Genomic DNA, 12661 nt, shown 5'->3' with positions numbered 1-12661 from the left:
TACTTCGTGCGAGAAAGGATCGAGAAGAGTGACTGACATGGATCGCCCGGCCTTGCCGAAGCTCCGGATCGCCCTGATCCTCGGCTCGCTCTCATCCTTCGGCCCGATCACCACGGACCTGTACCTTCCCGCGCTTCCTGCGGCCGCTGAGGACCTGGGCGCCTCACAGCCCGCCATCCAGGCAACCCTGACGACCTGTCTGATCGGCCTGGCGATCGGCCAGATCGTGGTGGGCCCGCTGTCGGATTCGATCGGCCGCCGCCGGCCGATGATCGCCGGGATGGCGCTGTTCATCGCGAGCTCCTTGCTGTGCGCCGTGGCACCGTCGGTGTACCTGCTCGATGCGGCCCGGCTGCTGCAGGGGCTCGCGGGCGCCGCCGGGATCGTGCTGAGCCTGGCGATCGTGCGCGATCTGTTCCACGGGGTCGACGCGGCGCGCATGATCGCGGCCCTCATGGCGGTGAGCGGTGTGGCACCGATCGTCGCTCCCCTGGCCGGGGCCCAGCTCCTGAGGGTCATGGATTGGCGCGGACTGTTCGTGGTGCTGGCGGTCCTCGGGGTGCTGCTGCTCACGGTCGCGGCGCTGTTGGTCCCGGAGACCCTGCCGGCCTCGGAGCGGCGCCCCTCGGGCTGGCGTTCGGTGGGCGCGGGCTACTACGCCTTGGCCCGGGATCGGCGGTTCGTGGCGCTCACCCTGACCGGCGGCCTCGCCTTCGCCGCCATGTTCGCCTACATCTCCACGTCGGCGTTCGTCTTCCAGGAGCATTTCGGCTACACCGCAACACAGTTCAGTGTGGTCTTCGCGGCGAACGCCGTGGGCCTACTGGTGTCGAATCTGGTGGGCGGCAGGCTCGTCGGCCGCGTCTCCACCTCCGCTCTGGTGTGGACCGGACTGGCCGGCATGACGGTGGGCTCGTGCGCGGCCCTGCTCGCGCTCACCGCGGATGCGCTCCCGCTCGTGATCGTCGCGCTGTTCGTCGCCGTGACCAGCCTCGGTCTGGTGATGCCGACGGTGGCGGCGCTCGCGCTGGAGGACCACGGGAGGCTGGCGGGCACGGCGTCGGCAGCACTGGGATCGGCGCGTTTCGTGCTCGGTGGAGCGGCGGCGCTGTTCGCGGGCATCGGCGGGAACCCTGTGGTGTTGGGCGTGGTGATGACGGTGTGCGCCGTGGGCGCCCTGATGGCTTTCGTGGTCGCCAAGCGAACGCCAACCCTCGCCAGCTAGATTTACTACATGACATCTTCAGGTCAACAAATACTTCTTCCGGGGATCAGTACCCGCGCCTGGGAACATCCGGCCGATCGCGCCGCGCTCGTCGCGCTGCGCAGCCTCAAGGGCTTCGACACCCTGCTCAAGGGCATCTCGGCGCTCCTGCGCGAACGCCAGCACCGCCTGCTCTACCTGGCCTCCGGGGTCCGGGCGGACGAGCGGCAGTTCGCCACGCTCCATTCCACGCTGCGGCAGTGCGCCGAGGTTCTCGACGCCGAGGCCGTGCCGGAGATCTACGTGGTGCAGTCGCCCGCCGTGAACGCCATGACGATCGGCATGGACACGCCCTTCATCGTGGTCACCACGGGCCTGCTCGATCTGCTCGACGACGACGAGCTGCGGTTCGTCCTGGGCCACGAGCTGGGTCACGCGTTGTCGGGGCACGCCGTGTACCGGACGATGCTGATGCACCTGCTGCGGTTGGCGGGCAGTTTCGGGTGGGTACCGATCGGCGGCTGGGGCTTGCGGGCGATGGTCGCGGCGCTGATGGAGTGGCAGCGCAAGTCCGAGCTGTCGGGTGATCGCGCCGGACTGTTGTGCGTGCAGGATCCGGATGTGGCGCTGCGCGTGCACATGAAGACGGCGGGCGGCACCCGGCTGGCCGCGATGGACTCGCAGCGCTTCCTGGCGCAGGCGGCCGAGTACGAGCGCACCGGGGACCTGCGCGACGGCGTGCTCAAACTGCTGAATCTGGAGCTGGAATCGCATCCCTTCTCCGTGCTGCGCGCCGCCGACCTCAATCGATGGGTGGAGCGCGGCGACTACGGCCGGATCGTGGGCGGCGAGTACCCAACGCGCGCCGATGACGGAAAGGCCGATCCCGCCGAGGAGTTCAAGTCCGCCGCCAAGGGCTACAAGGAGAGCTTCGACGCCTCCGCCGACCCGCTGATCACCACGCTGCGCGAGTACGGCGCCTCCGCGGTGAACACGGTGGGCCAGGGCGTCACCGATGTGGCCACCGGCGTGAGCCGCAAGATCGACGAATGGCGCCGCAATGCGGCCCGTAGGTACGACGAGGACTGATCGTCAACCGGGGTGGCGGGCTCCTGTGGAGGAACGGGATTCCTCCACAGGAGCCCCGCCGGTGAGCATTCCGCGCGGATCGCGGCGCGCATCCTCGAAGCATGCGTCGCGTCGTCCTCGTCCTGCTCCTGCTGTTGCCCGCCGCGCCCGCGCGGGCAGCGCCGGGGTACGACTGGCCGCTGGATCCGCGGCCGTCCGTCGCCCGGCCGTTCGCGAATCCGGACAAGCGCTGGCAGCCCGGTCATCGCGGTGTCGATCTGGCTGCGGCGGCGGGGCAGGCCGTGTACTCGGCGGGACCGGGGCGGGTGCACCATGTGGGCCGCGTCGACGACCGCATCGTGGTCTCGGTGCTGCATCCGAACGGCCTGCTCACCACGTACGAGCCCATCGCGGAACCGGCCGTCGCGGAGGGCGACGAGGTCGCGGTGGGAACGGCCATCGGATCCGTCGCCGCGGGCCATGAGGGCTGTCCTGTCGCCGTTTGCCTGCACTGGGGTCTGCGCCGGGGATCCGGCCACGCGGCACGCTATTTCAATCCGTTGTTGCTGGTGGGGGCGGCACCGGTGCGCTTGCTGCCCGACACGGGCGGGCCGACTCCGGCGTGAGCTCGGTGGGGCGGCGCGCGCGCCGGGGCCCGGAGTGCAACGATGCACGGGTGACAGGCGAACCCGCAGACAGCGCTCCCACGGCCCCGTTGGACGACGAGGCGAAGGCGGAACGGCTCCAGGAGGCTCAGACCATCGCGTACCCGAGCAGTTCGGGGGGCAACAAGCGCAAGCAGCCCGAACACGATCCGACGGTCGTCGTGCTGTTCGGCGCCACCGGCGACCTCTCGCGGCGGAAGCTGCTGTGCGGCCTGGGCTACCTCGCCGTCTCCGGGCTCGGGCCCGATATGCGCGTGATCGGCACCAGCCTGGACGACATGACCGACGAGCAGTTCCGGGAGTTCGCCCGTACCGCCATCGACGAGGTCGGTGCCCGCAAGCTGACGGATGAGCAGTGGAAGGAGTTCGCGCCCGATCTGTCGTACGTGAACACCTCCGCCGGCCCGGAGGGATTGGCGAAGGCGGTCGCCGAGAAGGAGAAGGAGCTCGGTGCCGACCGCGGGCAGCGCGTGCGCCGCCTGTTCTACCTCAGCGTGCCGCCCAAGGCCGCGACGTCGGTGATCTCCACGCTCTCGAAGGCGGGGCTCACCGAGGGGTCGCGGGTGATCATGGAGAAGCCCTTCGGTGAAGACCTGGAGTCGGCGCTCGCCCTGAACGCGGAGGTCCATAAGACCTTCAAGGAGAAGCAGATCTTCCGGATCGACCACTTCCTCGGGAAGGAGGCGGCGCAGAACATCCTCGCCTTCCGGTTCGCCAATGGATTGTTCGAGCCGATCTGGAATCGCAACTTCATCGATCACGTGCAGATCGATGTCCCGGAGTCCCTGGGCCTCGACGCCCGGGCCGCCTTCTACGAGCCGACGGGCGCGTACAAGGACATGGTGGTCACCCACCTGTTCCAGGTGATGGCCTTCGTAGCGATGGAGCCGCCGACGGCGTTGGAGCCGCGGGCGATCTCGGAGGAGAAGAACAAGGTCTTCCGCTCCCTGGAGCCGATCCAGTCCGACGACGTGGTGCGCGGGCAGTACATCGGCTACCGGCACGAGGAGGGCGTCGACCCCGAGTCCGACACCGAGACCTTCATCGCGCTCAAGGCCCGCATCGACAACTGGCGGTGGGCGGGTGTCCCGTTCTACCTGCGCACCGGCAAGCGCATGGCGTCCGGGATGCGGATCATCTCGATCGCCTTCAAGGAGGCGCCCAAGTCGATGTTCCCCGCGGGTTCCGGTATCGGACAGCAGGGCCCGGATCACCTCACCTTCGACCTGGCCGACGAGTCGAAGGTCTCGTTGTCCTTCTACGGCAAGCGTCCCGGGCCCGGGATGCGGCTGGAGAAGCTGGCGATGCAGTTCTCCACCGAGGACACCGACCGCGCGGGCGACGTGCTGGAGGCCTACGAGCGCCTGATCCTCGATGCCATGCACGGCGACCACACGCTGTTCACCACGGCCGAGGGCATCGAATCGCTCTGGGAGCGCTCGATTCCCCTGTTGGACGATCCGCCCCCGGTCAAGCTGTACGAGCCGGGATCGTGGGGCCCGAACTCGATTCATCAGTTGATCGCGCCGAACGCGTGGCGTCTGCCCTTCGAACGCGCCTGGCACGACTGAGCTCGTCGGCCGCGCACCGGACCGCCGGCGTCGACCTACCGGAAGTCGTAGTCGTCGAGGGGGAAGGTGTCCTGCGACCGCACCGCATCGCGGACCGATGTGGGCCGGAACAATGGCGATTCCCCGCGTCCGTTGGTCCAGTACGAGTTCGACGATGCGCAGTCGCCTCGGACGAAGACGGAATCGTCGAGCAGTCGCTCCATGCGTGCGAGGAAGCGGGCGTTCGCCGCATCGGTCACCTCGAAGACCCGCGCATCCCGGCGGTGCAACTCGCCGAACAACCGGCGGATGTGCCGCATCTGGTATTCGACGGTGTTGAACCACGACAGCCCCACCCAGGAGTACGGGCTGGCGAGGGATAGCAGGTTGGGGAAGGCCGGCATCGAGACGCCCTCGTACGCCTGAAATCTGGTCTCCCGCCACCACGTACCGAGGTCGCGACCATCCCGGCCGATCACCTCGAGCGCCGGCAGGTTGGTCTTCCAGACGTCGAACCCGGTGGCCAGGACGAGGGTGTCGACGAGTCGCCGGGTTCCATCGGTGCTCACCACCGCTCGGGGCTCGATCCGCTCGATCCCCGCGGTGTCGAGGTTAACGTGCGGTCGCGCCAGCGCGCGGTAATAGGCGTTGGAGACGGTCGGCCGCTTGCACCCGTAGTCGTACGCCGGTGTCAACGCCGAGCGAAGGCCCCGATCCCGGATCGACAGGAATCGGTGCGCGCGCGCAGCCTGAGCGGCGGACACGTTGAGATGTCGGAACCACCGGTACCGCCACATCGCCACGACCATCAGGAATTCCATGAAGGTGTCCGTGCTCCATCGCACGGCGCGTTGCGTGGCCGGGTACCGGGCGAACAGGCGCCGAACCACGGGAGCGAATCGGATGTCGAGCTTGGGCATCACCCAGATGGGTGTGCGCTGGTACACGGTGAGCTCGGAGACCTCTTTCGCGAGTTCCGGAATCACCTGCACAGCCGTCGAACCGGTACCGATAATCGCTGCGCGCTCGCCGGTGAAGGAGTGCTCGGCATCCCAGGTGGCGGTATGCACCACCGTGCCCTCGAAGGTCTCGATGCCCGGTATCTCCGGGGTGGCGGGCTTGGACAGGAATCCGGTCGCGCACACGAGGAACCGGGTGCGCACGGATCCGCCGTCGGCGAACTCCACGTGCCATCGGCCACCGGCCTCGTCCCACCGGGCGCTGCGGACCTCCGTGGCGAAGCGCATGTGGCGACGCACGTCGTACTTGTCCACCACGTGTTCGGCATAGGCTTTGAGTTCCGGTCCCCGAGCGTACATCCCGGACCAGTTCGGATTGGGCTCGAACCAGTAGGAGAAGGTCGTCGAGGGCACGTCCACCGTCAAACCGGGGTACCGATTGACGTGCCAGGTGCCTCCGAGATCGTCCTCCCGGTCCACCACCAGCAGACGCTCGTAGCCGAGACCCTTCAGCGCGATCGCGGCACCGATTCCTCCGAATCCCGCGCCGATGACGACGACGTCGAGTTCGTCCGATGGCACGGTCATGGCCGCACTCGTCCCGTTGCGATCTCATCGTCGCGAGTACGCTGGGCCACATGAAAATTCACTCGGCCCGCGTGCTCATCACCGGCGCCTCCGGAGGATTGGGATCCGCGCTCGCCACCGCGTTCGCCGCCGGTGGGGCCGATCTGGTTCTCACCGGTCGTAGAGGTACGGCGCTCCGCGAGGTCGCTGATCGCGTCGGTGGCCGGGCCCTCGAGGCCGACCTCACCGACCCCGGAACCCCCGAAGCACTCGTGGCAGAGGCGGGTCCGATCGACATCCTGGTGAACGCGGCCGCGGTCCCCGCGTCGGGTCTGGCCTGGGAGTACAGCTCCGAAGAACTCGACCGCGCTCTGACCGTGAATCTTCGAGCACCCATCCTGCTCTCTCGGTTCGCCTCCGACGGAATGCGCGAACGTGGAACGGGGCATATCGTTTTCCTCTCCTCATTGTCCGGTCGATCGGCATCGGCGCGGATGGCCCTGTACAGCGCCACCAAGTTCGGCCTCAGAGGGTTCGCGCTCGCCCTACGGGAAGATCTGCGCCCTCACGGTGTCGGCGTCTCATCCGTTCTGCCCGGGCCGATTCGGGACGCCGGGATGTTCGCCGACTCCGGTGTCCGGGTCCCGAGGATGGCGACCCGGACGTCCGGTCAGGTGGCACGGGCGACGGTTCGCGCCGTACAGCGCGATATCGGCGAGATCACCGTCGCTCCGTGGCTCATGCGGGCGGCCACCGCCATCAGCGCGATCGCTCCCGGCGCCTCAGCGACGGTGGGCCGCATGACGGGTAGCGATGCGCTGATGGCGGAAGTCAGCGAGGGTCAACGCGGAAAGCGCTGACGAGCCGCCTACTTGGCCGTGCCGCCGGCCGTCGAGGAGTCACCGGTGGCCGACGAATCGCTGGCCGCCGACGAATCACTGCTCGTCGACGAGGACGACGCGCTCGACCCGCCGGCGGAGCCCGAGGTCGCACTCGAAGTCGCCGACACCGACGTACCCGCCGACTCCGCGGCTGCGGACCCGGTCGTAACGCCACTGGTGGAATCGCTCGTGCTGGTCCGGGTCGATCCGGAGCGATCGTCTCGACTCGGGGCGGTCGATGCGGGGGTCACCTGCGCCTGGCTCTGATCGCTCGTCCCCGATCCGCTGGTGGACGCCGTCGATCGCGTCGCATCGCCGCTGTTGGTCGAGGATCCATTGCCCGACAGGGGGTAGCCCGACCCGACCGGCGAATCGGAGTTCACCGATGCCGGCTTCTCCGTACGCGCGGTGCCGACGCCTGTGGCACCGGCGACGGCCGCAGGCGACGCTGCTGAAGCGGACGACGCCCCCTCGGCGATCGGGGCGACCGGGGCCGGGGCGGGCGGCACGGCGGTCGGCAGCCCGAACGAGGAGGAGATGCTCGCCATCAGCGCGCCGAAGTCGCCGCCGACCGCGTTGGCCGCGCCGCTGATATCGGCGGGCTTCGGAATGACCTTGTCGAAGTCCTTACCGAGCTTGTCCAAGGTCTTCTTGATCTGCTCTGTATCGATGATGTCTCCGCGCAGGACCCGTTGGAAGGCCTCATCGGCACCCTCCTGCACGCGCGCCTGCCCCTCGGGGCTCCACAACGACTTCGCGTCCACGTCTGCGCCCTTGGGGATTCCGGCGGGACGGCCGACCCAGTCATCACTGGTGAAGGGCTGCCCGAAGTCGGCGATGGTGTACCAGTTCCCGAACAGGGGGATGCGTGCCAGCGAACCGGGCGCGCCCTTCACGACGAACTGGCACGGCAGGCAGTAGGTGCCCTCGACGAACGGATTGAGGGCGTTGAAGGTCGCGGTCCCGAGCCGGGAGTACGCGGCGGACACCTGCTGCGGGGTCGGCATCTGCCGGAATCCCTCGGGCGTCTTCGTCAGGGTCTCCCACACCGCCTGCGGAAGCCCGAAGACGTTGATCCGCTGGGTCGTGTTCGACCACGGCATCGTGATCGACGGGTCGATGGTGTTACGCACCGTTCCGTACGAGACGCCCTGGATCAACTGCCACGGCATCACCTTGAAGTACTTGTCCCAGTACGTCGGGTTGGCACACGGTGCGGGTGCACCGGTGCAATCCGGTGTCATCGGGAAGTTCGCCTCGAAGGTGACATTGATCGGATTCGCCACGGCCTGTGCGATGGCCGGGATCGGCATCAGAAGCGATGTGATGCCGTTGACCTTCGCGATGTCCGCCTGGTCGTAGCCGAGTACGTTGCCGGGTTGGTACAGCCACCAGTTGCCGCCCAATTCGAAGGCCGCCGACGTCTTGTTGACACCGTCGATCTGGGCCGCCGGCATGTTGGCGATCGTCTGGATGACGTTGAGCGGGATGTTGGCGACGGAGTTGGCGGAGGCCGCCGGCACGGGGAGGGTGGCGGCGAAGAATCCCGTGGCGGCCATGGTGGCCACGGTCATGGAGGTGGATCGAGTCGATCTCAAGATAGCAAACCTTCCTTGTTGTTGATTTGCAATTTTGTAGCGCGGGCGACGTTACCGGTCGGAACGCCGGGACTGAAGGTCTGCGTTCGAACTGACACATTCGGAGCAGATCGTCACGGCTGCGGCCTCAGCCAGCGCCTGCGGCCGTAGGAATCGAGATGGGTGACATCGCCGACCGGCGTCCGCGCAGACGGGCCGTACCGGCCCCGCGGCCATCCGAGGGGCACGATGCACACCGGTGTCACTTCGGCGGGCAGTCCCAGGATTCTGCGGGCGGACAGCAGATTCCACAGCGGCATGGTGATCAGCGATGCTCCGAGCCCCATCGCGCGCGCCGCCAACAACAGGTTCTGCACGGCGGGGTAGATCGACCCCCAGTACCCGCTCTCCGCGACGTGCGGCATACGGACCACGGGAACGCGTCCCTCGCCGACGCCCAACCGCAGGCAGGCGACCACCAGTACCGGGATCTCGGTGAAGTGATCCACCTGCCACTGAACGGCCTTGGCCATCCGCGCCTTCGAATCATCAGCCGCAGCGATCCGACGGTACGTCGTGCGCCAGTAGAAGTTCCAGGCCTGGCGGTAGCGCCGCCCCAGGCGTTCCTTGATCCGCGGATCCTTGACCACGACGAACTCCCACTGTTGGCCGTTCTGCCCGGTGGGAGCATGCTGCGCCAGTTCGATGCACCGCAGCACCAGGGCGTCGTCCACCGGATCCGGCAGCACACGGCGGATCGCCCGTTGCGTGAGCATCGCCTCCACGAGGGGCATGTCCAACCGGGCGAGGGCCGCTTCACTGGGCGGGATGCGATCAACCATGAGCGAGCGCCCACTCTCCGGTGAATCGTTGAATATCGGGAACGTGTGTCTTCACCTGGCCTGCGACCAGGCGCTCGATCGGACCACCGACCACCGGGACCCGCACCCGCACATCACCGGTCACGTACAACTGGCACCCCGTCTCCGTGGGCCGCAAGCGCGCACTGGCCACTCCCGAGCCGGGAGCACCCTGCACATCCACCGTGATCGCACCCTCCACGCGGGCACCGACGGGCACCCAGCGCTCGACGGCGATCACCCGGATGTCGCGCGGATACATCGCCGCCAGTAGCGGATGCATCACGGTGCGCGCGACGTCCTGAACGACTTCGACCATCACCGCCCCTGCGCCGTCGACGTCGAGCGATGTGAGGTCGAGGCCGCCGCCGAAGTGGTGGAATCGCGCTGCCCAGTAGTCGGGCGACGCGAAGGCACCCATGACTTGATCCATGGTCGCCGTCGAGCAGGTCTCGACTTCGAATCGACGCGACATGTCACTGACCTCCCGGGCTCGTGGAGCCGATCGCCGCCGCCAACTCGCGCGCCGAATCCAGGTGCTCCTGCTGCACATTCGTCGGAGGGATGGGTATTCCGAGGTAGCGGTCGCGCTGTTCACCCGTGCCGAGGTAGCTGGTGAGCGACAGCGTCGAGGTGATCTGATTCCCGGGGTAGGTCGCATGCATCTCACCCGCGAACCGGCCTCCCTGCCACTCCGCGAGCCGCGTGACCTCGGCGAGGTTGCCCCGCCAGCTGTCACGACAGGCGATGAACACGGCGAAGCGCCGGCCGGAGAGGACCTCTCGCCCTTGCGGGGAGGCGAGGAAGGACCGAACGGGCAGACTCGCACGCCCCCACCAGGTGGGCGATCCGATACAGATCAGGTCGTAGTCGCCGTCGAAGACCTCCGGAGGCAGGGCGATGTCGCCCACACTCCCCCGTACCTGAGCGGGCAGAAGGCTCATCATGTCCGGCCACACACGCCGGAGCGGGAAGTGCGCCAATCGCGGCGCGAATCTACGGTCCGTCAGCTCGATCTCCGCCGGCACCACGTTCCATCCGTGCCGGAGGAGTTCGTCTCCCGCCGCTCGCAGGAGACGGGCGGATTGCCCGGTGAAGCTGTAGGACACCAACAGTGCCCGAGGAGCAGCCTGTGCCATTCGTTCTCCTTCGTGTCGCTTCTGACACTTTGTTGCACTTGCAACGCTAGACCACCTAGGTGAACTTTTCGGAGCGACATATTTACAATCGTCACGTACTGTTGGCTCATGACCAACAAGGCCACCGTCGACCTGAGTGGCGCCGCCCAGACCATGCTGACCACGCTCTACCTCAAGGCGCTGGACGCGGATTTCGTGCGCCCGGTGCTCGGGGACGAGTTCGCCCGGGACGCGGTGGCCGGCATCGACTACGACTGGCGCTCGCTCGGTGTCTCCGCTCGCTGGGCCCCCCTCGTCACCGTGCGCACGGCCCAGTACGACATCTGGACGCGTGAGTTCCTCGCGAAGCACCCCGAGGCGACCGTCGTGCACCTGGGATGCGGACTCGACAGCCGGATCTTCCGCATCGCACCGGGACCGGGGGTGCGGTGGATCGATGTGGACTTCCCCGCGGTGATCGCGCTGCGCGGTCAGGTCTATCCGTCGCGTCCGGGTTACCGCCTCCTGGCCGCCTCCGCAACTGATAATTCGTGGCTGCAGGAGATTCCGGCTGATCGCCCCACGTTGCTGCTCGCCGAGGGGATCAGCATGTATCTCACTCGGGAGGAGGGTGGCGCGCTGTTGCGCTCGGTGATCGATCGCTTCGGCGCGGGAGAGGTGCAGATCGATTTCTACAGCCGCCCCACGATCCGGACGCAGCGCCTGCACAAGCTCAACCGCACCACCGGTTCCACATTGCACTGGGGCGTGAATCGCCCCGCCGAGGTTCTCGCCGATGTTCCGGAACTCCGATCGGTGGACGATCGATCCTTCTTCGATGCGAGCACCTTTCCGCGTGACTCGCGTCTGCTCTCGGCGCTCGGTCGACTCGGCCGCGTACTGCCGCCCGTCCGGAACGCGGTGCAGTACCACCGCTACGGCTTCGGCCCGATCGCCTGACCCGGACATCAGCGGCCGTCCGCGATCTCGTCCAGGATCGCGGCGACGGCGTCCATCGCTTGCTTCGAATCCGTTCCATAGGTGTGGTATTCGAGCTGGAGACGCCCGTTGAAGATCTTGCTGGTGTACATCTCGATACCCGAGCTCACCTGGAAGAACAGTTCACCGTGTACGGCGGTCAGCTCCACCCCGTCCGGCGTGCGCACGGGTGGCACCACACCGTTGTCGGTGACCATCACCACGTCCGGAAGGCCAGGCGGATTGCCGACGTACTCGGGAGTGAAATGCAGCAGCGACTGCTGAATCACCCCTGCCGCGAGATCATCGCGGAAGCTGTCCGCGATCTCCCTGCCGAGGCTCACCACGTCGGTGTCCGAATCGATTTCGGCGAGGAAGGTAGCGACGCCGACAGGATTGGTACAGCCCGTTGCGGTGACGGCCGGCGAGAGGACGTACCGAAGATCGACGGGGTAGATGTACGGAACGGGAATCGCCGTGCCACCCCGCAAGCGCCACTCCGCGACGAGTACTGCCGCAGACACGATCCCGTTCACGCTCACGCGCCGATCACGGGAGAGGTCCACCAGGCGACGAGTCCGCTCCTCGCTGAAGGTGTGCTGCACCATCGGCACCCGCACGGGGTGTGGGGGCCGCGCCGTCGTCACGGCGCGGCGTGACGGCGGCAGGTCGTAGGCGAACATCGCGGGCATGAACCGCTCCAGGCCGGACCGGCGTTGCTTCGTCACGTTCCGTTCAGCCAGGATCTTCTCCAGCCCCTCGGGGGCCGGCTGAGGCGGGCCGGGGCGGGCGCCACCCGTCGTCACGAGGTCGGTGTAGATCCCGAAGAGTTCCTCGATCAGAGCGAACTGATGGTGTCCGTCCGCCAGCGCGTGGTGCACGTACAGCGTGGCGGCGGTCTGCGGGCCTTCCTGTTGCACCGTCAGGTGCACCAGCGCCTGCTCCTGATCGAACTGCGGCGCGGGCGCATCAGCCGTGACGAGGGTGATTCCCGGGTGGAGGAGATCGTCGGCGACGATCCTGAAACCGCCGTCACCGTCGTCTTCGATCCGCGCCGCCAGGACCGGATGTACCTCGAGCAGGATCTCGAAGGCCTCACCGAGCGCGTCGACGTCGACCGGACCGTGGACGTGCGCCCCCAATCCGACGAAGTTGTGGGTGTCGGCGAACATCTTCTCGCTGTCCGCGAGTGCCCGCAGTACCGAGGATTCGAACATGACTGCCTCTCATCGAT

Annotated in this window: 12 protein-coding genes; 6 read left to right on the top strand and 6 right to left on the bottom strand. The window is 67.4% G+C overall.

From position 1 onward, the window contains the following. Nucleotides 1-37: 37 nt before the first annotated feature. From ABD108_RS13145 to zwf, 4 genes are all read left to right on the top strand, one after another. Nucleotides 38-1225 (top strand): multidrug effflux MFS transporter, encoded by a 1188-nt coding sequence (locus ABD108_RS13145; RefSeq protein ID WP_343930648.1) that lies wholly within the window; start codon nucleotides 38-40, stop codon nucleotides 1223-1225. Between the two features lie 9 nt (nucleotides 1226-1234). Then, nucleotides 1235-2293, top strand: coding sequence for a M48 family metallopeptidase (locus ABD108_RS13140; RefSeq protein WP_220659288.1), 1059 nt, complete (start codon nucleotides 1235-1237; stop codon nucleotides 2291-2293). A 101-nt stretch (nucleotides 2294-2394) separates the two neighbouring features. Next, a complete protein-coding gene (locus tag ABD108_RS13135; RefSeq protein WP_220659289.1) occupies nucleotides 2395-2898 on the top strand; it encodes a M23 family metallopeptidase in 504 nt (167 codons plus the stop codon). Between the two features lie 89 nt (nucleotides 2899-2987). Further along, a complete protein-coding gene (gene zwf / locus ABD108_RS13130; protein ID WP_220659639.1) occupies nucleotides 2988-4508 on the top strand; it encodes a glucose-6-phosphate dehydrogenase in 1521 nt (506 codons plus the stop codon). A 35-nt stretch (nucleotides 4509-4543) separates the two neighbouring features. Here the strand turns inward: zwf and ABD108_RS13125 are convergent, their stop codons facing one another. Beyond that, on the bottom strand, nucleotides 4544-6034 hold the full coding sequence (locus ABD108_RS13125; protein ID WP_220659290.1) for a flavin-containing monooxygenase: 1491 nt from the start codon (nucleotides 6032-6034) through the stop codon (nucleotides 4544-4546). A 50-nt stretch (nucleotides 6035-6084) separates the two neighbouring features. Between ABD108_RS13125 and ABD108_RS13120 the strand changes: the two genes are divergently transcribed. Next, nucleotides 6085-6873: an SDR family NAD(P)-dependent oxidoreductase gene (locus ABD108_RS13120; protein WP_343930510.1), complete on the top strand. Its 789-nt coding sequence runs from the start codon at nucleotides 6085-6087 to the stop codon at nucleotides 6871-6873. Nucleotides 6874-6881: 8 nt separating this feature from the next. On the opposite strand, the gene ABD108_RS13115 is transcribed toward ABD108_RS13120, so the two are convergent. From ABD108_RS13115 to ABD108_RS13100, 4 genes are all read right to left on the bottom strand, one after another. Next, complete coding sequence (locus tag ABD108_RS13115) at nucleotides 6882-8492, bottom strand: hypothetical protein (protein WP_305110914.1); 1611 nt, start codon at nucleotides 8490-8492, stop codon at nucleotides 6882-6884. 113 nt (nucleotides 8493-8605) lie between these two features. Beyond that, nucleotides 8606-9313 carry a nitroreductase family protein gene (locus tag ABD108_RS13110; protein ID WP_220659293.1) on the bottom strand — a complete coding sequence of 236 codons (708 nt, stop codon included), beginning with the start codon at nucleotides 9311-9313 and terminating at the stop codon, nucleotides 8606-8608. Then, a complete protein-coding gene (locus tag ABD108_RS13105; protein ID WP_255585891.1) occupies nucleotides 9306-9764 on the bottom strand; it encodes a DUF2505 domain-containing protein in 459 nt (152 codons plus the stop codon). The genes ABD108_RS13110 and ABD108_RS13105 overlap by 8 nt, the downstream gene beginning before the upstream one ends. Nucleotides 9765-9807: 43 nt before the next feature. Beyond that, nucleotides 9808-10470, bottom strand: coding sequence for a flavodoxin family protein (locus tag ABD108_RS13100; RefSeq protein WP_343930509.1), 663 nt, complete (start codon nucleotides 10468-10470; stop codon nucleotides 9808-9810). 108 nt (nucleotides 10471-10578) lie between these two features. Here ABD108_RS13100 and ABD108_RS13095 point away from each other — a divergent pair, with 108 nt between their 5' ends. Further along, nucleotides 10579-11409, top strand: a complete 831-nt coding sequence (locus tag ABD108_RS13095; protein ID WP_220659296.1) for a class I SAM-dependent methyltransferase — start codon at nucleotides 10579-10581, stop codon at nucleotides 11407-11409. A gap of 8 nt (nucleotides 11410-11417) precedes the next feature. Here ABD108_RS13095 and ABD108_RS13090 read toward each other — a convergent pair whose 3' ends face one another. Continuing rightward, nucleotides 11418-12644 carry a phthiocerol/phthiodiolone dimycocerosyl transferase family protein gene (locus ABD108_RS13090; protein ID WP_220659297.1) on the bottom strand — a complete coding sequence of 409 codons (1227 nt, stop codon included), beginning with the start codon at nucleotides 12642-12644 and terminating at the stop codon, nucleotides 11418-11420. Between the last annotated feature and the right edge of the window lie 17 nt (nucleotides 12645-12661).

Origin of the sequence: Tsukamurella strandjordii (assembly GCF_039525985.1) — a bacterium.
In the GTDB taxonomy this organism is placed as follows: Bacteria; Actinomycetota; Actinomycetes; order Mycobacteriales; family Mycobacteriaceae; genus Tsukamurella; species Tsukamurella strandjordii.
The sequence above is the reverse complement of the archived record's forward strand: the minus strand, read 5'-3'. Positions and strand labels throughout refer to the sequence as shown.

Excerpts from the sequence above, each read along its gene's own strand:
- ABD108_RS13145 (WP_343930648.1), top strand. The coding sequence starts at position 38 with ATGGATCGCCCGGCCTTGCCGAAGCTCCGGATCGCCCTGATCCTCGGC.
- ABD108_RS13140 (WP_220659288.1), top strand. The coding sequence starts at position 1,235 with ATGACATCTTCAGGTCAACAAATACTTCTTCCGGGGATCAGTACCCGC.
- ABD108_RS13135 (WP_220659289.1), top strand. The coding sequence starts at position 2,395 with ATGCGTCGCGTCGTCCTCGTCCTGCTCCTGCTGTTGCCCGCCGCGCCC.
- ABD108_RS13125 (WP_220659290.1), bottom strand. The coding sequence starts at position 6,034 with ATGACCGTGCCATCGGACGAACTCGACGTCGTCGTCATCGGCGCGGGA.
- ABD108_RS13120 (WP_343930510.1), top strand. The coding sequence starts at position 6,085 with ATGAAAATTCACTCGGCCCGCGTGCTCATCACCGGCGCCTCCGGAGGA.
- ABD108_RS13110 (WP_220659293.1), bottom strand. The coding sequence starts at position 9,313 with ATGGTTGATCGCATCCCGCCCAGTGAAGCGGCCCTCGCCCGGTTGGAC.
- ABD108_RS13105 (WP_255585891.1), bottom strand. The coding sequence starts at position 9,764 with ATGGATCAAGTCATGGGTGCCTTCGCGTCGCCCGACTACTGGGCAGCG.
- ABD108_RS13100 (WP_343930509.1), bottom strand. The coding sequence starts at position 10,470 with ATGGCACAGGCTGCTCCTCGGGCACTGTTGGTGTCCTACAGCTTCACC.
- ABD108_RS13095 (WP_220659296.1), top strand. The coding sequence starts at position 10,579 with ATGACCAACAAGGCCACCGTCGACCTGAGTGGCGCCGCCCAGACCATG.
- ABD108_RS13090 (WP_220659297.1), bottom strand. The coding sequence starts at position 12,644 with ATGTTCGAATCCTCGGTACTGCGGGCACTCGCGGACAGCGAGAAGATG.